The 20,435-nt window shown below is 57.4% G+C and carries 18 protein-coding genes and 1 pseudogene; 12 read left to right on the top strand and 7 right to left on the bottom strand.

Translation table 11 applies throughout. The features are described from left to right. The 4 genes from HK23_RS14640 to HK23_RS06150 all read left to right on the top strand — a co-directional run. Positions 1–531 (top strand): DUF1176 domain-containing protein (locus tag HK23_RS14640; RefSeq protein WP_143217494.1); only part of this gene is annotated, 531 nt, incomplete at its 5' end. Then, a complete protein-coding gene (gene cysS, locus HK23_RS06160; protein ID WP_456306263.1) occupies positions 528–1,952 on the top strand; it encodes a cysteine--tRNA ligase in 1,425 nt (474 codons plus the stop codon). The genes HK23_RS14640 and cysS, both read left to right, overlap by 4 nt. 107 nt (positions 1,953–2,059) lie before the next feature. Then, positions 2,060–3,424 carry a dihydroorotase gene (locus HK23_RS06155; protein WP_086653280.1) on the top strand — a complete coding sequence of 455 codons (1,365 nt, stop codon included), beginning with the start codon at positions 2,060–2,062 and terminating at the stop codon, positions 3,422–3,424. 44 nt (positions 3,425–3,468) lie between these two features. After that, the gene (locus HK23_RS06150; RefSeq protein ID WP_078528163.1) at positions 3,469–4,098 is read left to right on the top strand and encodes a Maf family protein; all 630 of its coding nucleotides are present in this window, start codon (positions 3,469–3,471) and stop codon (positions 4,096–4,098) included. 418 nt (positions 4,099–4,516) lie between these two features. Here HK23_RS06150 and HK23_RS06145 read toward each other — a convergent pair whose 3' ends face one another. Both HK23_RS06145 and HK23_RS06135 read right to left on the bottom strand, forming a co-directional pair. Then, the gene (locus HK23_RS06145; RefSeq protein WP_078527130.1) at positions 4,517–5,125 is read right to left on the bottom strand and encodes a superoxide dismutase; all 609 of its coding nucleotides are present in this window, start codon (positions 5,123–5,125) and stop codon (positions 4,517–4,519) included. Between the two features lie 506 nt (positions 5,126–5,631). Next, positions 5,632–6,441, bottom strand: a complete 810-nt coding sequence (locus HK23_RS06135; RefSeq protein ID WP_086653278.1) for an IS5 family transposase — start codon at positions 6,439–6,441, stop codon at positions 5,632–5,634. A 419-nt stretch (positions 6,442–6,860) separates the two neighbouring features. Between HK23_RS06135 and HK23_RS06130 the strand changes: the two genes are divergently transcribed. Next, positions 6,861–7,769 carry a PIG-L deacetylase family protein gene (locus tag HK23_RS06130; protein ID WP_078527135.1) on the top strand — a complete coding sequence of 303 codons (909 nt, stop codon included), beginning with the start codon at positions 6,861–6,863 and terminating at the stop codon, positions 7,767–7,769. 83 nt (positions 7,770–7,852) lie between these two features. On the opposite strand, the pseudogene HK23_RS14890 reads toward HK23_RS06130, so the two are convergent. Then, positions 7,853–8,054: pseudogene (locus HK23_RS14890) on the bottom strand (IS5/IS1182 family transposase); the annotation flags it as partial. Positions 8,055–8,365: 311 nt separating this feature from the next. Here HK23_RS14890 and HK23_RS06125 point away from each other — a divergent pair. Both HK23_RS06125 and HK23_RS06120 read left to right on the top strand, forming a co-directional pair. Beyond that, positions 8,366–9,349: a DUF1852 domain-containing protein gene (locus HK23_RS06125; RefSeq protein WP_078528166.1), complete on the top strand. Its 984-nt coding sequence runs from the start codon at positions 8,366–8,368 to the stop codon at positions 9,347–9,349. 26 nt (positions 9,350–9,375) lie between these two features. Continuing rightward, the gene (locus HK23_RS06120; protein ID WP_078527137.1) at positions 9,376–10,404 is read left to right on the top strand and encodes a methionine synthase; all 1,029 of its coding nucleotides are present in this window, start codon (positions 9,376–9,378) and stop codon (positions 10,402–10,404) included. 752 nt (positions 10,405–11,156) lie between these two features. Here the strand turns inward: HK23_RS06120 and HK23_RS06115 are convergent. Then, a complete protein-coding gene (locus tag HK23_RS06115; RefSeq protein ID WP_236944517.1) occupies positions 11,157–11,726 on the bottom strand; it encodes an epoxyqueuosine reductase QueH in 570 nt (189 codons plus the stop codon). 4 nt (positions 11,727–11,730) lie between these two features. Then, the gene (metF, locus tag HK23_RS06110) at positions 11,731–12,789 is read right to left on the bottom strand and encodes a methylenetetrahydrofolate reductase [NAD(P)H] (RefSeq protein WP_078527141.1); all 1,059 of its coding nucleotides are present in this window, start codon (positions 12,787–12,789) and stop codon (positions 11,731–11,733) included. A gap of 217 nt (positions 12,790–13,006) precedes the next feature. Here metF and HK23_RS06105 point away from each other — a divergent pair, with 217 nt between their 5' ends. Continuing rightward, the gene (locus HK23_RS06105; protein ID WP_078527143.1) at positions 13,007–13,906 is read left to right on the top strand and encodes a LysR family transcriptional regulator; all 900 of its coding nucleotides are present in this window, start codon (positions 13,007–13,009) and stop codon (positions 13,904–13,906) included. Here HK23_RS06105 and HK23_RS14635 read toward each other — a convergent pair. Then, positions 13,903–14,130: a hypothetical protein gene (locus HK23_RS14635; RefSeq protein ID WP_218777695.1), complete on the bottom strand. Its 228-nt coding sequence runs from the start codon at positions 14,128–14,130 to the stop codon at positions 13,903–13,905. The genes HK23_RS06105 and HK23_RS14635 overlap by 4 nt on opposite strands. A gap of 12 nt (positions 14,131–14,142) precedes the next feature. Here HK23_RS14635 and HK23_RS06100 point away from each other — a divergent pair, with 12 nt between their 5' ends. Continuing rightward, on the top strand, positions 14,143–16,224 hold the full coding sequence (locus HK23_RS06100) for a ParB/RepB/Spo0J family partition protein (protein ID WP_086653285.1): 2,082 nt from the start codon (positions 14,143–14,145) through the stop codon (positions 16,222–16,224). Positions 16,225–16,362: 138 nt separating this feature from the next. Then, positions 16,363–17,565, top strand: a complete 1,203-nt coding sequence (locus HK23_RS06095) for a DUF932 domain-containing protein (protein ID WP_078527147.1) — start codon at positions 16,363–16,365, stop codon at positions 17,563–17,565. 77 nt (positions 17,566–17,642) lie between these two features. Here the strand turns inward: HK23_RS06095 and HK23_RS06090 are convergent, their stop codons facing one another. Then, a complete protein-coding gene (locus HK23_RS06090) occupies positions 17,643–17,918 on the bottom strand; it encodes an HU family DNA-binding protein (protein WP_078527149.1) in 276 nt (91 codons plus the stop codon). An 89-nt stretch (positions 17,919–18,007) separates the two neighbouring features. On the opposite strand from HK23_RS06090, the gene HK23_RS06085 reads away from it, so the two are divergent. Both HK23_RS06085 and HK23_RS06080 read left to right on the top strand, forming a co-directional pair. Further along, positions 18,008–19,087 carry a DUF7146 domain-containing protein gene (locus tag HK23_RS06085; protein WP_086653277.1) on the top strand — a complete coding sequence of 360 codons (1,080 nt, stop codon included), beginning with the start codon at positions 18,008–18,010 and terminating at the stop codon, positions 19,085–19,087. Positions 19,088–19,399: 312 nt separating this feature from the next. Beyond that, complete coding sequence (locus HK23_RS06080) at positions 19,400–20,335, top strand: DUF2493 domain-containing protein (protein ID WP_078527153.1); 936 nt, start codon at positions 19,400–19,402, stop codon at positions 20,333–20,335. The last annotated feature ends 100 nt before the right edge of the window (positions 20,336–20,435 follow it).

Below are 20,435 nucleotides of genomic sequence, written 5' to 3'. Positions count from 1 at the left end.
GGTCGGAAAAAGCGATTATTGTTCTATGTGTTTCTTCTGGGTGTAACAAACTCTACACCCAGTAATGCTAAGGGCTTCGATCTTCCCGCTATGGTGCAGGACGTCATACCGGAGGGCTGCACGCATTATGCACATAATCCCTCAGGACGGCAGGCCTATCGGATGGGCAGCCTCCCAGAGAACAAGGGCCGTATTTGGATCATACCCTGCACGGTCAGACTGTCAGAAACAACGCAGGTAGTGATCCGGGCTATGCCCTCTTCACCTGTAGAGCTTCTGACATTCAGGCAATGGGACCATGGGGTCTGGAACACGTCACCCTATCTGTTCAATGTGACCTACGATGATCAGTCAGGTGTTCTGACGTCGCTTCATCGGGACGACAGTTTAGGGGATTGTGGCACCTGGACTGTCTGGCAGGCCTCAGGAGCGGATTTCATAATGCAGCGGCTGGACGCCAAGACAGAATGTGACGGTCGGGAAGGTCCTTATCGCACTCTATATCTCTATCCGGGAAATCGACCGTCATGATGAAAGAAACTGGAACAGATCCGGGTCGTCATGCCCTGTTTCTGACAAATACGCTTTCGGGAAGAAAGCAGAGGTTCCAGCCTCGTGATCCGAACAGGGTCACACTGTATGTTTGCGGCCCTACCGTCTATAACTACGCTCATCTGGGCAATGCCCGTTCGGCGGTTGTCTTTGATCTTCTGTATCGCGTCTTGCGTCAAAAATATTCGCGTGTGCTCTATGCACGTAACTTCACAGATGTCGACGACAAGATCAACGCTGAAGCCGCGCGCACGGGTCAGTCTATCAGGGTGCTCACGGATCGTTTTATTGATGCCTATCGTTCCGATATGAAGGCGTTGGGTCTGCTTACCCCCGACTTTGAACCGCGTGTGACTGACCACATTCCCGATATCATTTCGATCATCAGTCGTCTGATCGACAGGGGGCACGCCTACGTCGCGGAAGGGCATGTGCTTTTTCATGTGCCGTCTTTCGAGCAATATGGCGTTTTGTCGGGCAGGAAACAAAAAGACCTGATGGCTGGGGGGCGAGTGGAGATTGCACCGTTCAAGCATGACCCTGCCGACTTTGTGTTGTGGAAGCCATCCACTCCTGATCTTCCGGGGTGGGAGAGCCCCTGGGGCCGCGGCAGGCCCGGGTGGCATATCGAGTGCTCGGCTATGACCGAAAACCGGCTCGGTTTGCCGATTGATCTTCATGGAGGAGGGCAGGATCTTATCTTTCCCCATCATGAAAACGAAATTGCGCAAAGTGTCTCGGCGCGTGATGGCGCAGAGTATTGCAAGTTCTGGGTTCATAATGGCTTTGTCACTGTCGAGGGGAGAAAAATGTCGAAGTCCCTGGGCAATGTCGTGCTTGTTCATGATCTTCTGAAGGAAGCGGATGGAGAAGCCATCAGACTCGCGCTGCTCTCGGCGCATTATCGGCAGCCCCTGGACTGGTCGAAGGAGCTTCTTGATCGGTGCAGGCGGACTTTGCAGCGTCTGCGTCGCCTTCTTTCGGACACAGACCACCTCGCTCAGGAGGATAGTGTCGATGGCTCTACCGAACTGAGCGTGGCGCGAGCGCTTGATGATGATCTCAACACGCCGGCCGGATTGAGCACTCTGTTCGAGACCGCGCACCGTCTGCGGCGTGCAGAAGTGCCGTCCGTAAAAACCCGCCTGCGCACAGAACTGGTAGGCGGACTCCGCCTGTTGGGATTCTTGCGAAAAGAAGAGCAGACGTCATTTTCCGTCGAGTCAGACGCAATCGTATCGGACCTGGTGAGGCGACGAATCGAAGCACGCGACAGACGGGATTTTGCTGAAGCTGATCGCCTGCGAGATATGCTGCGGGGTCAAGGGATCTTTCTCGAAGACACGCCTCTGGGGACGCGTTGGCGCGTGATCGGCAGTCGGACGTCCTGTCAGAGTTAACCAGAACACGGCATGATCGTCACTATGAAGACTTCCTATCTTTCATCCGGAACGCGTGTGAAGGAACTTAAAAAGCAGAACGACCTCCAGCAGCAGGACAGGCTCCGATGTTTCATGGATTGCCCGTATCAACGGTGGAGAGCGACCTGTTCGATCTGGTTCTGAAAGGTGGGTCCGTCGTGCTGCCGGATGCGACCGTGACGACCGACGTATATGTGCGTGGGGAAATGATCGCTGCCATCGGTGGAACTGGAAAGGCGGCAGCGGAACTGGATTGCACGGGCCTGACCATTCTGCCCGGTGTGATCGACACGCAGGTGCATTTCCGGGAACCGGGAGCGACGGAGAGCGAGGATCTGGAATCCGGCAGTCGTGCTGCTGTTCTGGGAGGTGTAACGGGTGTTTTCGAAATGCCCAACACCAGGCCGACGACGTCTACGCCGGAAGCGCTGGCTGACAAGCTCGCCCGTGCCAGGAACCGTATGTGGTGCGACCATGCTTTTTATATCGGCGCGACAGTCGATAATGCCGACCGGTGCGGTGAACTCGAAAAACTTGCCGGAACAGCCGGGATCAAGGTTTTCATGGGATCTTCAACGGGAAATCTTCTGATTTCTGAAGATACCATGCTGGAGCGAGTGCTTCGTTCCGGTGTGCGCCGCGTGGCGGTTCATGCCGAGGATGAAGACCGCCTCAAAGAGCGCATGAATTTGAGAGTGGCGGGTGATGCGGCCAGCCATCCGGTGTGGCGGGACGACGAGAGTGCGCTTCGGGCGACTGATCGGGTATTACATCTGGCACGTAAAACGGGGCGCAGAGTGCACATCCTTCATGTGACGACGCCACAGGAGCTGGCTCTCATTTCCCGTCATCGGGATATTGCTAGTTGTGAACTAACTCCCCAGCATCTCACTCTTGCCGGAGAAGACGTTTATCCTCGGCTGGGTACGCTCGCGCAGATGAATCCTCCCATACGGTCGGGAGCACACAGAGACGGATTATGGCATTGGCTCGGTCAGGGAATGCCGGATGTGATCGGGTCCGATCATGCCCCTCATTCTCTGGAGTCAAAGAACAGGAGCTATCCTTCCTCTCCTTCCGGCATGCCGGGGGTGCAGACCCTGTTGCCTCTGATGCTGGATCATGTGGCCAACGAGCGACTGACGCTGCGTCGTCTGGTCGATCTGACGTCCGCCGGGCCTCAACGTCTCTTCGGTCTGGTGCGAAAGGGCCGTATTGCCGTCGGGTACGATGCGGATTTCTCAATCGTCGATCTCAGGGCATCCTGGACCATTGAGGAACGCTGGCTGGCATCGAAATGCGGCTGGTCTCCTTTCGTGGGCAAGAGGCTGACGGGGAGACCTGTCGGCACCGTCATAAGAGGGAAGCGGGTGATGTGGGAAGGAGAACTTCTCGGGGAACCCGCGGGAATGCCGCTAAGATTTGATGCGACTGACAGGCCCGCTTCCTGATGTTCCCCGGAAAATCATGTCCTCGTGAGAGGGCTGGCGACCTGATGAAAAACGATGCCATAAGGCTGATTCTGGCGAGCGGCTCGCAGACCAGACTCAAGTTACTGAAGCAGAGCGGCATAGAGTGCGCGTGCTATCCTGCGTCTGTTGACGAGGATGGGCTCAAGTCACACTGGAAAGCAGAAGGACGCAACGTCAGGGAGGTGGCTCTCAAACTCGCTGAGGAAAAAGCGTGTTTAGTGGCATCACAGCGCTGCGCACAGATGAGTTCTGAAGAGCACTGTTTGATAATCGGTGCCGATCAGATGCTGGAGTGCGAAGGAGCATGGTTCGACAAGCCTCTGAATCTTGACGCTGCTGGAGCCCAGCTGAGAAGCCTGCGGGGACGCACACATGTGCTGCACAGTGCGGTCGTTCTTTTGGACAGGACGGAGATTGTCTGGAGACATCTGTCCCATGCGACGCTGACAATGCGGATGTTCTCGGACAGATTTATCGAAAAATACCTTCAGCAGGAGGCAGAAAACTGTCTGCAGTGCGTCGGAGCTTACCGTGTGGAAGGACCGGGGGGCCAGCTCTTTGAACACGTCGGTGGCGATTACTCAACAATACTTGGATTGCCTTTGTTGCCGTTGCTGGGAGAGCTGCGAAAAAGGGATGTTCTGGAATTTTGACGGAACGAAGGGTTCGGTGGTTCAGTTATGCTTCTCAGCAGTCGTGTTTTGATGTCGACCGGAAGTGAACACGCTTGAAACTGTCCGTGCAGTTCGTACTATATCAAAGAGATTCTGTTCGCGTTGTCGTGCATTTTCACGATTATCGGATTTGTCGCGCTTTCGGGAGAATGTCACGGGATTCCGGGAGGCTCTGGCAGGATGGTGGATTGAGGCACGTAGGATATCCTGGCGGGGCCTCATGCGTGAGTCGTGTGTCGTGAATCCTGCAGGGCGATGACCACCCCGAAGCAGATCACCCCCCATCCAGGACTGCATGCGCGCGACGGTTCCGAAGACGGACCCGCGCACGTATTTCATTAATTTCGTGCATGACGCGCGAGTGCGCTTGCTTAGACGCTGGCGTGCCTCAGGCCCTTCACGCTGCTGAGATCGCTGTCCGGTAACGCTGTTCAACCATCTCCCAGTCCACCAGATCTGTCAGGAAGGCCTCCACATATTTCGGTCGCATGTTGCGATAATCGATATAATAGGCGTGTTCCCATACATCACATGTCAACAAGGCTGTTTGGCCATGTGCAAGCGGGGTGTCTGCGTTAGCTGTTTTGGTAATGGTCAGTTTCTGACCATCATGTACGAGCCAGCCCCACCCGCTCCCGAACTGGGCCAGACAGGCATTTTTGAATTCCGTTTTGAAATTACCCAGAGAACCGAAATCCGAAACAAGCTGTTTTTCGAGAGACGCAGGAATAGATCCGCCGCCTTTTGCTTTCATGCTAAGCCAGAAAAAGGAATGGTTCCAGTGCTGGCCGGCCTGGTTGAACAGAACCTTCTGCTCGGGGTCGGACGCTGTTTTCCGGATAATTTCATCAAGAGCCAGTCCGTGAAATGGACCGCTGGCAGTGAGTTCGTTGAGCTTGTCAACGTAAGCCTTATGATGCTTTCCGTGGTGGTATTCAAGCGTCTCGGCTGACATGTAGGGCGCGAGTGCGTCGGGAGCATATGGAAGCTCGGGGAGCTTAAACATGTGATATTCCAGTTCTATTTTAGAAGAGCCCTCGTTTAGGAGGGGCGTCCCGTAGCCGGGGCGTCTTCCAGCCGGGTTTGCACCACGTGGCCGGCAATCGTGTAAACGTTAAGCGCTACAGTGCGCGCGCGAGTCACAAGTGCTTCAGTTTCTTCCGACAGGGGGAGGGAGTCATTTTCATGTTCCATCACCCAGGCAACAGCCCAGCGCAGAAGCTCCGCGCAAGCGTGCCGCGCCTGCAGGGGGAGGTCAGGCAGGCTTGCGAGACGAGACAGTTCGTTACAGGCAGAATGTCGAAAATAAGCAGCTTTTTCAGCCTGCCGCTCCCTCAGAAACAGATCGGTCAGATTCTGACACGATATGCTAAAAATGGCGGGAGCAGAGAGCGGTAGTCCCGTCTCCTGAAAATCGACCAGAATCCCGGTGGCCTCCGCCAGAGCGTCCTGATAGAGCCTTTGGGCTTCTTCCAGATCCAGACGTGCATAACTCTGATTGGCTAGAGGGTGTTATGCACCTTGAGCGAGTATAGCGGCGTTTCTGAGCATGAAACATGCGAAAGCGACGACATGGAGACTTGCGAGGGTTGAAGCGTAACGCTCGTAGTCCTTGACGAGCCTGCGGCATCGTGTGGCCCATGCGAAAGATCGCTCGACGACCCATCGGCGCGGCAGCAGGACAAAGCCGCGCTTGGCTTCGGGCAACTTGACGACTTCGAGTGCGATACCGTGCGTGCGAGCCGCCTCGTCTGGTTTTGAGCCCGTATATCCCTGATCGACATAGGCCAGTTCGACGCTTTCGTCAGTGGCCTCCTGAATGGCAGCGGCGAGGCGTCCGACCTCGGCGCGATCATCCCGATTGGCTGGCGTGACATGCAGGGCCAGCAGGTGGCCCAGCGTATCCACAGCCATATGCAGCTTCGAGCCCCGTTTGCGTTTGGCCCCGTCGTAACCGGCGCGAGGCCCGCTCTCGGGTGTCGAACGTAATGTCCGGCTGTCGAGGATGGCTGCAGTGGGTTCCGGCAGGCGACCAGAAGCCATGCGCAAGACGGCACGTAGATCGCAGGCCAGCGTCTCGAAGCAGCCGGCATCCATCCAACGACGAGACTGCTGACAAACCGCCGACCACGGCGGCAGATCGTTTGGCATCGCGCGCCAGGCAATCCCGTAGCGGATCACGTAGCGCAACCCGTTGAACAGTTCGCGCAGATCATGCCGCCGCTGTTCCGCGTCCTCTCGCATCAGGACCAGATACGGAACGACCAGAGACCATTCTTCGTCTGATACATCAGAGGGATACGGTTTGCGTGCGGGTGCCATCCCTCATTACTGCACCAATCAGGAACGAAAGTACATAACACCCTCTAGACGCGTCAGATGCTGCCAGCGGACACCGGCTTCTGGTAACCGATCGGATTGTAACATTCCTACGGCATTTCGTTCCACGGCACAGGCGCGATAATCAGTAGATGTTTTGATATATGCAATATGCTATATTGCTATGCTTGGCGAAAGTCAGGAGACGCTGGCATTTGCGCTCAGATTGCCGGCTCGCTGTCCCTGTTGGCAGCTGCGTGTCTTCCTGAAATCGAGGGACGTCTTCGCGGCGCTGTTTTGGGCGGAACTCTTTCTGAATCAACTGTTACGTTATAATATAATAGTTTGCCAAAGGCAGAGGACTGTGTGCGAAATTACTCAATAGTCAGCACCAGCAGGCGGTGTGTTTGGATGGATGTAAGATGGAATCGTCGTCATTTGAAAAGTGCCTTCGGTATGTTCGTACCATACATGAAACGTTTGCCTCGGCGGAACGCGAGGAATGGCACGTCGCCCATACGGTGATGACTCAACATGTTACGTCCGGTCCTCGCTGCGTCCTGTTCTCTCCACACCCCGACGATGAAATCATTACTGGTACGTTACCGCTTCGTCTTATGAGGGAAATGTCTGCTTCTGTGATGAACGTGGCCGTAACAGCCGGAAGCCTGCTCTGTCGACGGTCAGAACGCCTTGAGGAGGCGCGTAACGCCTGTAACAACATAGGGTTTTCATTTTATGCGCCAGAAGGCACGGGTTTTTCAGATGTCACAGATACGGCCGCGCGTGATAATCCTCGCAGGTGGCTTAATGCCGTGAGATCGATTGCGGAACTCCTGCAAAAAGAAAAGCCCGACATTGTTTTTATGCCCCACGCGGAAGACTGGAATCGTACGCATGTGGGTACGAACCGGCTGGTTATGGCGGCGCTGTCACGCTGCCCTCAGCTGAGCTGTCTGGTTGTGGAAACTGAATACTGGGCACCTATGAAATCCCCAAATCTTCTGGTTGGTGCCACTCCAGAGGTCGTTGCTCATCTTATTGATGCGCTTCTTTGTCACGGGAAAGAATTGAAACGTAACCCTTATCACTTGCGGTTGCCGGCCTGGATGATGGACAACGTCCGCCGAGGCTCAGAACTTGTTCTCGGGCAGGGGGCCCAGAGTTACCAGGGTGTTTTTGCAACGCTTTATCGAATCAGGGAGTGGAATGGAACGTCTTTGGTGGAATCTTTATTTGGGAACCAGGTGGTTCCTGCTCATGAATCCCTGGCAGGATACTTGGGACTTATGACGTGTTATGGCTCGAACTCAGAAAGCAATAGCCGCTGACGTATATCAATGTGTCTAACTCCTTGCAGGGCAGGTGCGAGGCGAATCTGCTTGTTCACGGGAGTCGTGATTAGGCTCAGCATTCATTCTTTGAGGTAGAAGATGACGCTTGCTGCGATGTGGATTGCGAACAATGAATGTATGAGTGCAGCGGTCGTATCGTGTCGCCTTCCTTCGCCAGTCTTTCCGCTTTGCACGCATGTTTTCGATCGGATGGCGCTTTTTATACAGATGCCAATTGTAAGGTCGTTTTGATTTCCGTTTCTTCGCCGGCGGAATACAGGCTGTGATATTGCGTTCTGCAAGCGATAACCTGATCTGGTTGCTGTCGCAGCCTCTTTCCCTGATGACTTCTTTTATCTCATCGGGGCGGTTTGGCAGAAGCACGTCTGCGCCTCTCAAGTCATTGACCTGCTCCGCAGTCAGATGAAGGCGGGCAGGTCGGTCTCTGAACTTATCCATTTTCGGTGTGACCCTGATCACATCGTTCCATGAATGATATTTATGGTTTGATGAAATCAAATCATTTCTGTTCAATGGAGTCTTCCGGCATAAGACGGGTAAGGCTCTTAACTGCAGACATGATGAAGGCTTCAATGATCAGGGAAACTGCATTTGAAATAAAGCGCATTCGCTTCGATGAGAATTATCATCCATCCGACAGAACGCGTCTCACGACCAATTTCGCCAATCTGGCAAGAGGAGAAAGCCGTCAGAAAAACCTGCGCAACGTGCTCAGGATGATTGACAATCGTTTCAATGGCCTGGCGCATTGGGACAACTCCATGGGGGATCGCTACTCCGTCGAACTTGAAATCGTTTCCATTGAGATGGACCTTGCCTTTGCCGGCAAGAACGACAGCTTTCCGCTGATCGAAGTTCTTTACACAACGATTGTCGATCAAAAGCACAACAAGCGCATAGAAGGTCTCGCTGGGAACAGTTTCTCGTCATATGTCCGAGACTACGATTTCAGCGTGTTGCTGCCGAACTACAACAAAGACAAGACGGAGTTCAGCGTTCCCCACAATTACGGGGATCTGCATGGCAATCTCTTCAAGAGCGTTGTGAATTCGACTGCCTACAAGAAGAATTTCAAAAAGCTTCCGGTCATATGCCTTAGTGTCTCAACCAACCGAACCTATCATCGGACAGAAAATCAGCACCCTGTTCTGGGTGTTGAATTTGAACAGCGCGAATTTTCCCTGACCGATCAATATTTCAAAAAAATGGGGATGGAGGTTCGTTATTTCATGCCCAAGAACAGTGCGGCACCTCTGGCCTTCTATTTCTTCGGTGATCTTCTCTCTGATTACTCCACGCTTGAGCTTATCAGCACTATCAGCACGATGGAGTCCTTCCAGAAAATCTACCGTCCGGAAATCTACAACGCTAATGCTGCGGCAGCGGACTGTTATAAGCCAAGCCTGAAGCATCAGGATTATTCAAACACTCGCATTGTCTACGATCGGGAGGAGCGTACCCAGCTGGCGACCGCGCAGGGCAAGTATACGGAAGAAAATTTCATCGAACCCTATCACCATGCTCTTGAGCAGTGGTCCGCCAGCTACGCCGCCTGATCAATCAGAATACAGGGTCATCTTTCATGAAAACACTGCTCCCCACATCAACGGCTGGTAGCCTGCCCAAGCCGTCATGGCTCGCCGAGCCCGAGAAGCTTTGGTCGCCCTGGAAATTGCAGGGCGAGGAACTTGTAGAAGGTAAACAGGATGCGTTGCGTCTGACCCTGGACGATCAGGACCGGGCCGGCATCGATATCGTCAGCGATGGCGAACAGACGCGCCAACATTTCGTCACGACGTTCATCGAACACCTCAGCGGTGTCGACTTTGATAACCGTCAGACGGTCAGAATTCGCAACCGCTACGATGCGAGCGTGCCGTCCGTCGTCGGCGCCGTGACGCGTGAGAAGCCCGTCTTTGTCGAGGATGCGACGTTTTTACGCTCGTTGACGAAGAAGCCGATCAAGTGGGCGCTCCCTGGCCCCATGACCATGATCGACACGCTCTACGACGGTCACTACAAAAGCCGCGAAAAACTGGCGTGGGAATTTGCCAAAATCCTCAATCAGGAAGCGAGGGAACTGGAAGCCGCTGGCGTCGATATCATCCAGTTCGATGAACCTGCCTTCAATGTTTTCTTTGATGAGGTGAATGATTGGGGCATCGCCACACTGGAAAAGGCCATCGAAGGCCTCAAGTGTGAAACCGCCGTCCATATCTGCTACGGCTATGGCATCAAAGCCAATATCGACTGGAAAAATGCTCTTGGGGAAGAGTGGCGGCAGTATGAAGAGATTTTCCCCAAGCTCCAGAAATCCAATATCGACCTGATTTCCCTGGAGTGTCAGAACTCTCGCGTGCCGATGGATCTGATCGAACTCATTCGTGGGAAAAAGGTGATGGTCGGCGCCATTGACGTGGCCACCAACACGGTTGAGACGCCTGAAAAAGTCGCTGATATCCTACGAAAGGCGCTTCAGTTTGTCGACGCCGACAAGCTTTATCCCTGCACCAACTGCGGCATGGCACCTTTGCCGCGTGACGTGGCGCGGGGCAAGCTCCATGCTCTGGGCGCGGGTGCGGAAATCGTTCGCAGAGAACTTTCCGCCTGACAGACTGCCGCAAGTGGATTCCGAAAGAGGGAGAGAGGTAGAGACAACCATGTCGATGCGCTCTCCCTCGGGCAAGCAGGAGGCGCTTCATGTCCTCCATGACGCCAGAATTTCCAGGGACGTCAACACTCTCGTAACATCTTCCGCGCTATGCAACGCCAGCGAGAAGTGCCCCGGTCCTTTAGGACCTTGGTTGCGATCGGTCGGAGTTTCCCCTCGCGGGTTCATTGGATGCGTTCCCGACTGGAAATGCGCAGCGCGCTCTGAAGCCTGGCAGGCGTGAGGGGCGTGTGCAGATGTCCTCCATCGCTGTAATCAGGCGTTCGACATCTCTTGCCATACCTGTCATGGGCCAGGCAGCACTGAGGACATGACCGAACCGGCGCAAACGCTTTCGATACTCTTCCCGTCGGCAGTCGATCATTTTGTGAGTTTCCGAGAGGAAATCGACAAAACGGGATATCTGTTCTCCTTTGGACAGTACCTGGCGATCAGGCCTTTGAAGATAGCGCATGATGTCTGCGGCAAGGGTCTGTGGCATGGTGTGCGTCAAAGCCTGAGCCGCATTTCATCCGGCTCAACGAAACCAGGGCACCATGCAACATGGGCATCCGAACGGACTTTCATCATCAGGATTGTCGTTCTCCGGATCGTCGCAGGTCAGGGATGGACCGGTTCCATGACGGGCCTGCTCGTTCAGGGGGGGCATAATCGTCGAGGTGTCGGAAAACGTTTCCTCGTCCTGCGGCGTGCTATGAGGCGTCATCGTTCGTCCCATAATACAGCTTGCCAAGTTCGATCGCCGGGCGGCCCTGGCTGCGACGATGCGCATTGGTATCCCGCAGCGAATAGGCGCAGCCGCAATATTCCTGCTGGTAGAAGCGTTCCTGCTTGCTGATCTCGATCATCCGCGCGGACCCTCCCCCTTTGCGCCAGTTGAAATCCCAGTAGGACAGCCCGTCATAGGGAGACACGGCGCGTTGCCCGCATTCGTTGATCTGCGCCATGTTCTTCCATCGTGAAATGCCGAGCGAACTGGTCATGACCGGGAAATCATGCTCATGGGCGTAGAGGGCGGTCCGCTCGAAGCGCATGTCGAAGCACATGGTGCAGCGCACACCACGTTCGGGCTCCCACTCCATGCCTTTTGCCCGGGCGAACCAGTCGTCCTTGTCATAGTCGGCGTCGACAAATGGAACGCCATGCTTGTCGGCAAAGCGGATATTCTCGTCCTTCCGGAGGAGATACTCCCGCTCGGGGTGGATGTTCGGGGTGTAGAAGAAGATCGTGTAGTCGATGCCCGATGCTATCATCGCCTCCATCACCTCACCCGAACATGGTGCGCAGCATGAATGGAGAAGCACCTTCTTCTGCCCGTCCGGGGGTGTCAGACTCTGTCTCGGCTTCTCGTTCATCGGTTGTCTCTTCCTGTTCCGAATAATCTGCCACATTATCCGACATGCAACGGCCGGTCGTCCGCAGTCCGAGGATATGGGCGATTGCAAAAGTCGGGTCCGCGCGATTCAGCGTGGAGATATGAAATTCGTTGATACCGTTGGTTTGCAAGGTCCGGATCTGTTCCACCGCCACGATACTGGCGACAATGCGCCGGAGTTCCAGGTTTCCGTCGGTGTCTTCAAAAAGACGCGTGAGCCAGACCGGCACCGTGACCCCGCAGAGCGTCGAGAAGCGTGCCACATGCTCGTAATTCGAGACCGGCATGATGCCCGGAATGATGGGCGCGGTGATACCAGCGGACTGACACCGCTCAAGGAAGCGCAGACAGGTCGAAGCATCAAAGAAATACTGCGTGATGGCGCGTGTTGCCCCCGCATCGAGCTTGCGTTTGAGGTTGTCGAGATCGGCTTCAGGGCTCAGGGCCGCCGGATGCGTTTCCGGGTAGGCAGCGACGGAGATGTCAAAATCGGCGATGCGACGCAGCCCTGGGACAAGATCGCTGGCATAGGCGTAACCACCCGGATGGGGCGTGTAGCCGACCGCGCCGGCAGGCGGATCGCCGCGCAGTGCCACGATGTGCTTCACCCCTGCTTCCCAATACCTGCGGGCGACAGCATCGACTTCCTCCCGCGTCGCGCCGACACATGTCAGATGGGCAGCCGGTACGAGGTCAGTCTCACGCCTGAGGCGCAACACCGTAGCATAAGTGCTGGCCTGAGTGCTTCCGCCCGCACCATAGGTCACGGACACAAAGTGGGGCGAAAGCGGTGCAAGGCGCCGGATGCACTGCCATAACCGCTGCTCCATAGGTTCTGTTCTTGGCGGGATGAATTCAAAGGAAAGCGCAGGTGTCGGCATGTCGCGGCTGCACGACAGCAGGTTACCGATCCGTTGTTCCGACACCAATCCGTTCAGTCTGTCTGTCATGTCAGTTGCAGGGAAACGGCTCTTTCCGTGCATGTCTTATGCAGGAGATCGAATTTGTATTCAGAGTCAAAGCACAGGAGGCCACGATTATCGGTCGGGATCATGGAAAACTATCCGAAAGAATCATGTAAGCCATCATGATAAAAATTTATGGAAGTGAACTGAAATGATATATTTTTATGATTATATAAATTTGGTGCATTACGAGAGGTAAGCCATGGGTGTTCTGGAGCGCAATCATCTGACAATTATTCGGGAAGTCGCGCGAGAAGGCTCATTGACGGCCGCAGGGATGCGTCTGAACCTGACCCAGCCGGCGCTCAGTCACGCCATCCGCAAGATTGAACAGCAGCTTGGCGTAAAGATATGGCGGCGGGAGGGACGCTCCCTTGTGCTCAATCAGGCAGGCGAATGGCTGCTTGCTCTGGCGAACCGCCTGCTTCCTCAATTCGAGCTGGCGGAAAGCCGCCTTGAACAGTTCGCAAATGGCGGACGTGGTACACTCCGCATCGGCATGGAGTGTCATCCCTGCTATCAATGGCTTCTGAAAGTCGTCTCTCCGTATCTGGAGCGATGGCCCAAAGTTGACGTGGATGTACGGCAGAAGTTCCAGTTTGGCGGTATTGGCGCGTTGTTCAGCAATGAGATTGACATCGTGGTCACCCCTGATCCGCTTTACAAACCCGGCCTGAAATTCACACCGGTATTCGATTATGAACTCGTTCTGGCCGTTGGCCCTGAACACCCTCTGCGGAATGAGAAGTTCGTCCTGCCGGAACAGCTTGCTGGCGAAACATTGATCACCTATCCCGTTCTGTCCGAGCGGCTGGATATCTATACGCAGTTTCTGCAGCCTGCCGGTATTGGTCCGCGGCAGCAGAAACAGATTGAAACTACGGATATCATGCTGGTGATGGTGGCACATGGAAGGGGCGTTGCAGCACTTCCACGCTGGCTTGTGGAAGAGTATACACCACGCTTTGACCTTTACCCGGTCAAGCTTGGTAAAAAGGGCATTGCAAAGCAGATATTTCTTGGTTACCGCGAAACTGATGAAGAGGTTCGATATCTGCAGGATTTTATCGAATTCGCTGCTTTACCTTCTTTGGTCGTTTAAGTATTTGTTTCGAAATCCATAATTAAAACCTGGTCGTGCTTTTCTTTTACATTGCCCGGTTTCTCTGATTTCTTCTCAATTCCAGACATTCGCCATTGCTGTCGTTTCCTGCCGGGAAAAGGCTGCGGATTTTGGGCGTGTCCGGAGCTTTTAGAGTCAGAGGGCTGCGCGGATTTTCGTGACGGGTTGAGAGGATGGGAGAGAGTCTCCTGTCCGCCCGTCATGGAGTTTTCGCCATGGCGACCGCTATTCCCAAAATCAGCCTGAGTTCGTCCCGTGACATCCCGTTCAACCGGCTGGCGCTGTCCCAGTCCAACGTGAGGCGCGTGAAGTCCGGCCTGTCGATCGAGGAACTGGCCCGCGACATCGAGCGCCGCGGGCTGCTGCAGAGCCTGAATGTCCGTCCCGTTTTGAATGACGAAGGAACCGAGACCGGCACCTATGAAGTGCCCGCTGGCGGCCGGCGCTTCCGTGCCCTCGAACTGCTGGTGAAGCAGAAGAAGCTGGCAAAGACGGCCTCGGTACCGTGCGTGGTGCGCGAGGCCGGATCGGCCATTCTCGCCGAGGACGACTCCCTGGCCGAAAACGTCCAGCGCGTGGCCCTGCACCCGCTGGATCAGTTTCGTGCCTTCCGTGACATGCTGGAAAAAGGCATGTCTGAAGAGGAAATCGCCGCAGCGTTCTTTGTCGCACCGGCCGTGGTTAAACAGCGTTTGCGGCTGATGACCGTTTCCGACACGCTGCTGGATATCTATGAGCAGGATGGCATGAAGCTGGAGCAGTTGATGGCCTTTTCCATCAGCGATGACCACGCCCGCCAGGAACAGGTCTGGGACATCGTGTCCCAGAGCCATAACCGTGAACCCTATGTCATTCGCCGCATGCTGACGGAGAAGACCGTGCGGGTTTCGGATGCCCGTGCCCGTTTCGTCGGGCTGGAGGCCTATATCGTAGCGGGTGGCCACGTCATGCGCGACCTGTTCGAGGCCGATGACGGCGGCTGGCTGCAGGATCCGGCTATTGTGGACCGGCTGGTCATGGAAAAATTGCATGCAGCCGCAGAGGATATCCGCGCCGAGGGCTGGAAATGGGTCGAGACGGCCCTATCTTTCCCATGGGGTCACACACGGCAGTTCGTCGAGATCGATGGCACGGAAGTGCCCCTGACCGATGAAGAGACGGCCCGTCTCGAGGCCCTTCATACCGAGCAGGAAAGTATCGAGGCTGAATACGCCCAGGCCGATGAATATCCGGACGAGGTCGAGGCGCGGCTGGGCGAGATCGAACAGGCCATTCTTGCCCTGGAAGAACGGCCCCTGACGTTCGATTCCGCTGACATGGCGCGGGCGGGGGCGTTCGTCAGCCTCGACAGTGATGGCACGCTGCAGGTGGAGCGGGGCTTCGTCCTGCCCGAGGACATGCCGGCCGAGCCCGAAGAGACCGATGATGCGGGCAGCGCCGATGAATACGGTCATCATCCGCATGATCAGCACGACGACGATACCACAGGCCATGGCTATGATGAGGATGGGGAGGGCGACGGTATCTCTCCCGACGTCGAACCCGAGGAGGAAGACGGGATCAAGCCGCTGCCAGACCGGTTGCTCACCGAACTGACGGCCTGGCGCACGCTGGCCCTTCGGGACGCGTTTGCCAGCAACCCGCATATCGCCCTGACTGAATTCCTGCATACGCTGGTGCGTGATGTTTACTGGCAGACGCCGGGTGCGGATTGCCTTGAAGCCTATGTCCGGGAAATCCCGCTGCCGGTCCATTCGCCCGACATGCCGGGCAGCCTGCCAGTCCACGCGCTGCGCCAGCGCAACGAGGGCTGGAAGCACGATCTGCCCGAGGACGAGGATGCGCTGTGGTGCTGGATCGACGGGCTGGACGATGCCAGCCGCATGGCACTGCTAGCGCATTGCCTGTCCTTCGGCATCAACGCGCTCTACGAGCGCATGCCCGCCTATGGCGCGGTGTCCCAGCGCAGCGTCACCGAACGTCTCAAGCGTGCAGACCGTCTGGCATCTGCCCTCAGCCTCGATCTGGTGGAGGCAGGCTGGCAGCCCACGGTCGAGAACTATCTCGGGCGCGTCACCAAGGCCCGCATCCTGCAGGCGGTGCGGGAAGCACGCGGTGACGAGGCGGCTGACCGTATTGCCCACCTGAAGAAGCCCGACATGGCGCGCGAGGCCGAGCGGCTGCTCGATGGTTCGGGCTGGCTGCCCGAAGCGTTGCGCACGACAGGTGGTGCAGAGCAGGTGTCGGTTGAAACGGCAACGGTGGACGAGGGTATGGAGGCCATCGCCGCCGAGTAGCCCTTATGAGATCTAGGAACTTTGAGACAGCGGCTTCCGGTGACCGGAAGCCGCTTTTTTCATGTCCGGTGTCCCGGAAAGAGGGAGAGGGCGGCTTCGCCTTGGGTGCCGAATAACCGGCATAGAGGAGAGTTTTCCATGACCACAACCACCATCCTGCCCCCTGCGTCCCGTGGCGCCGCGTCCGGCAGCTTCCGGATCGATCCTTCGCGTGGGGAGCGTAGCGCCCGCGTCTCGTCCGAATGGTTCTCGCGGCCCGATGACGAGCGCTACCTGTCGCTGTCCGACCTGCATGCCGCCACACTGGCGCGGGCGGATCGGGCCACCGCCCGTACGGTGGAAAGCCGCGCCATTCGCGTCGAGGCCTCGCGCGACAATGCCGAGCGCCTGACCCTGACCGTGCCGGGGCAGAATGACCCGGTTGCGCCCACGCACTGGTCGTTTGGCCAGATGTGCAGCCTGGTCGGCGCGCCATCGTCGTACCTGCGTAACCTGCCGGCCCCACTGGCGGCGATCAATCTGCAGCACGGGCTGCTGTCGCACCGGGCCGAGCTGGTCAAGACGCTAGAAACCGAGGACGGACGCGTAGAACTGCGCGCCGTGACCGGCCCCGATTACGGCCGCATCTGGGACCATGAACTGGTCGGTGCGGTGCGGAAAATTGCCGGTAACGGCACAGGTGATACCAACTGGAAGGTGCCGGGTGTGATCGACTGGGCCACCATGACCCATAATCCGTATGTGGATATCACCAAGGAAACTACGACGCTGTATGCGTCAGACAGGGACGTGTTCCTGTTCCTTGTGGATGATACACACCCGATCGAAGCCGGGCGTCTGCCCAACGGCGATCCCGATCTCTATTTCCGGGGCTTCTATGCCTGGAATTCCGAAGTTGGCAGCAAGAGCCTCGGCATTGCGTCATTCTATCTGCGTGGGGTGTGTCAAAACCGCCTTTTGTGGGGCGTAGAAAATTTCGAACAGATCACGATCCGGCATAGCAAGTTCGCGGCCTCGCGTTTCGTGCATCAGGCCACACCGGCCCTGCGGAATTTCGCCACGGCTAGCCCGGCGTCGTTTGTCTCGGGCATTCAGGCCTCGCGTCGAGCGCTGGTGGCAAAAACCGACGAAGATCGGGAAAGTTTCCTGCGTCGTCGTGGGTTCTCCAAACCGGAAACCACCAGGATCATCGAAACAGTGCTGAACGAGGAGGGACGCAAGCCCGAGAGCGTGTTCGATTTCGTACAGGGAATTACGGCGTTGGCCCGTACGAAGACCAACCAGGACACACGACTGGATCTGGAGGGCAGGGCACGCAAGCTGATGGAGAAGGTCGGATGAACGCGCCCATCATCAGAAAGTGGCATGATGGGGAAGGGGCGGCGGACGAGGTCCGCCGCCTTTTGCCTGTCGGCAGGTCAGTCGTTCAGGTTGTCCTTGAGCGCCTTGGCGGGCGTGAAGGCCAGCTTGCGCGAGGCCGCGATCTGGATGGTCGCTCCCGTGGCCGGGTTGCGGCCTTCGCGGGCGGCGACTTCCCTGACCTTGAACTTGCCGAAGTTTGGCAGGGTGATTTCATCACCGGCCTTGGCGGCAGTGGTCATCGCCTCGATCAGGGCGTCCAGCACCTTGCGGGTATCGGTCTTGCTCGTGTCGGTGGTGGTGGCGATATGATCGACCAGATCGGCAATCTTCATGAAACTATCCTTTTGCATTCGGGCCTGTGCCCGTTGCCTCTGCCGTTACGGGGGAATCATGGCGGCATCAAGCCTGCAGGGAGGGTGAGATGACAGATACGCAATCATGGGGTGCTGGCGATCTGGCCCGCAGGCTGGCCGAGAACGCCGAGGCGGTCTGTCGCCATTACCTCTCGGCCGGGCGACGGCACGGCAATTACTGGCTGGTCGGGGATGTTCATAACACCCCGGGGCGGTCGCTCTATGTCCGCCTGCATGGTGGACCGGACGGGCGTGGTCGCGCGGGGAAATGGACGGATGGCGCGACGGGACAGCATGGCGATCTGCTCGACATCATCCGTGAAAGCCTCGGGCTGCTGGATTTTCGTGATGTCGCCGACGAGGCCCGGCGCTTTCTCTGTCTGCCGCAGTCCGAGCCACGATCGGCCCCTGATCGCGGCCGTTCCCATGCGTTCAGCCACGATACTTCGGGGCAGGCATCTGGCACCGCAGACGCCGCACGTCGGCTCTGGTCCATGTCCCGCCCGATTGCGGGCACACGGGCGGAAACCTGGCTGCGGCATCGTGACCTGACCCGCCTGACGGACCTGTCGTCCCTGCGTTTCCACTCGGATTGCTACTATCGCGTCGATGCCGATAGTCCGACTGAGACATGGCCCGCGCTGATCGCCGCTGTCACCGATCTGAATGGCCGCGTCACCGGTATTCATCGTACCTGGCTGGCGCGGGACGGAAAAGGCAAGGCCCCCGTCGCCATGCCCCGTCGGGCGACGGGTGACCTGCTCGGCCACGCCGTACGCTTTGGCATGGTGTCCGACGTTCTGGCCGCGGGCGAGGGGATCGAGACGGCGCTGTCGCTCCATGAGATCATGCCCGCTCTGCCACTGGCCGCCTGCCTGTCCTCGGCGCATCTCGCCGCCCTGATGTTTCCGTTCACGTTGCGCCGCCTCTACGTGCTGCGCGATGATGATCCGGCCGGGGATCATGCGGTGATGACCCTGCAGGCCCGGACGCAGGAGGCCGGGATCGAATGCCTTGTGCTGTCACCGCGTCTGGCAGATTTCAACGATGATCTCCGCTATCTCGGGCGTGGGGCGATGCGGGCGATCCTGCATCCCCAGCTTGCCCCGCAGGACGTGGTGCGGTTCCTGCATCCGGTCACGCACTGAGGCGGGCCGGGAAAGGGAGGAGGGTCATCGTCGTTTCCTGCCGTGCGGGGGCTGTCCCATTTCCTGATGGGGCGCGCCCGCGGCCTTTCAGGAAGGGGAGCGGGCGTCAGCCAGACCGGGCCTGCAATGGCGGAGACGGCTATTTTCCGCCGCGCGTGCCGCGCTTTGCATCGCGAAGCAAAATAGCCGTCTCCCTGCCATCCTCCACTGCGTTCCGGCCGCGCGTTGCGCGGTTCCGGCCCGGCCCTCGTCTGCCGCTATCCGCCCCCGGAAAGGCCGCGAGGGGCGCGGCCAGAACCGGAGGACAGACCCATGACCCGCACACAGGACGATTTCGAACCCGCCCACGCTACCTCTTCCACCGCCCATGTGCTGACGGAACTTCAGCTTTACGGCCACCGTCCGTTTGAGGACGAGCCGGACGCGAGGCCGCTGCCCGACGCCAGCCAGATCGAGGGCGCGGTTGCCGATATCTTCGACGCCCTGTCAGCCACTCTGACGGACACGCGGCTGGAACCCGATCTCGAACCGTTGCTCTGGTCCACGGTCAACGTCTTTCACCGCATGGTCGGGCAGGTAGAGCGTGATCTTGACCGCAACGAGGTGGCGCAGAAACGCAGCCAGCAGGAGCAGGATGGCAGCGAGATCCGCTCGGTGGAACTGGAGCGCCTCATCGCCGAGGGCCTGACCCTGCTGGAGCGACGCAATGCTTACGAGATCTTCCGCGACCTGGCCTGCGACCAGTTCGAACGCCTGACGATGTCGCCCTGGCGGCCACGTTCCGGTTCGCTGGTCAGCCGCAGCACCCTGACGGCGTCGATGATCGACAGCCGCGATTTCCTCAACGCCCGCCGCAAGGCCGAAACCGAATTGCTCGTGCCCCCCGGACCGAAGGTCGCGGTCACCGGCGGGCTCGACTACGAGGACCATCACCTGATCTGGAACCGTCTCGACAAGGTGCGGGAGAAGCACCCCGATATGGTGTTGCTGCATGGTGGCTCGCCCAAGGGAGCGGAATTCATCGCTTCCCGCTGGGCCGATCATCGTGATGTCGCGCAGATTGCCTTCAAACCTGACTGGAACCGGCACGGCAAGGCCGCCCCGTTCCGGCGCAACGACGCCCTGCTGAAAGTCCTGCCCATCGGGGTCATGGTGTTTCCGGGTTCCGGTATTCAGGATAATCTGGCCGACAAGGCGAAACAGATAGGCATCCCGGTCTGGAGGTTTCGCAAGGATAGTGGCGCGTAAGCGCCATTGTCTCTTTCGACTACATCCCGAAAACGATGATCGCTGCTTACGATTTTTCGCTGAGCGTCGATCGATCAGAAGTATCCGTCGGGCTCCCCGT

Source organism: Acetobacter malorum (assembly GCF_002153605.1).
GTDB classification, from domain to species: domain Bacteria; phylum Pseudomonadota; class Alphaproteobacteria; order Acetobacterales; family Acetobacteraceae; genus Acetobacter; species Acetobacter malorum_A.
Note: the sequence above shows the minus strand (reverse complement) of the source record. Positions and strands in the feature narration are given on the sequence as shown.

Bases quoted from the DNA above. Each gene is read 5' to 3' on its own strand.
- HK23_RS06095 (WP_078527147.1), top strand. From the start codon at position 16,363: ATGACCACAACCACCATCCTGCCCCCTGCGTCCCGTGGCGCCGCGTCC.
- cysS (WP_456306263.1), top strand. From the start codon at position 528: ATGATGAAAGAAACTGGAACAGATCCGGGTCGTCATGCCCTGTTTCTG.
- HK23_RS06120 (WP_078527137.1), top strand. From the start codon at position 9,376: ATGAAAACACTGCTCCCCACATCAACGGCTGGTAGCCTGCCCAAGCCG.
- HK23_RS06105 (WP_078527143.1), top strand. From the start codon at position 13,007: ATGGGTGTTCTGGAGCGCAATCATCTGACAATTATTCGGGAAGTCGCG.
- HK23_RS06100 (WP_086653285.1), top strand. From the start codon at position 14,143: ATGGCGACCGCTATTCCCAAAATCAGCCTGAGTTCGTCCCGTGACATC.
- HK23_RS06155 (WP_086653280.1), top strand. From the start codon at position 2,060: ATGTTTCATGGATTGCCCGTATCAACGGTGGAGAGCGACCTGTTCGAT.
- HK23_RS06115 (WP_236944517.1), bottom strand. From the start codon at position 11,726: ATGGAGGCGATGATAGCATCGGGCATCGACTACACGATCTTCTTCTAC.
- HK23_RS06130 (WP_078527135.1), top strand. From the start codon at position 6,861: ATGGAATCGTCGTCATTTGAAAAGTGCCTTCGGTATGTTCGTACCATA.
- HK23_RS06125 (WP_078528166.1), top strand. From the start codon at position 8,366: ATGATCAGGGAAACTGCATTTGAAATAAAGCGCATTCGCTTCGATGAG.
- metF (WP_078527141.1), bottom strand. From the start codon at position 12,789: ATGACAGACAGACTGAACGGATTGGTGTCGGAACAACGGATCGGTAAC.
- HK23_RS06090 (WP_078527149.1), bottom strand. From the start codon at position 17,918: ATGAAGATTGCCGATCTGGTCGATCATATCGCCACCACCACCGACACG.
- HK23_RS06080 (WP_078527153.1), top strand. From the start codon at position 19,400: ATGACCCGCACACAGGACGATTTCGAACCCGCCCACGCTACCTCTTCC.
- HK23_RS06150 (WP_078528163.1), top strand. From the start codon at position 3,469: ATGAAAAACGATGCCATAAGGCTGATTCTGGCGAGCGGCTCGCAGACC.
- HK23_RS06085 (WP_086653277.1), top strand. From the start codon at position 18,008: ATGACAGATACGCAATCATGGGGTGCTGGCGATCTGGCCCGCAGGCTG.
- HK23_RS06135 (WP_086653278.1), bottom strand. From the start codon at position 6,441: ATGGCACCCGCACGCAAACCGTATCCCTCTGATGTATCAGACGAAGAA.
- HK23_RS14635 (WP_218777695.1), bottom strand. From the start codon at position 14,130: ATGACGGGCGGACAGGAGACTCTCTCCCATCCTCTCAACCCGTCACGA.
- HK23_RS06145 (WP_078527130.1), bottom strand. From the start codon at position 5,125: ATGTTTAAGCTCCCCGAGCTTCCATATGCTCCCGACGCACTCGCGCCC.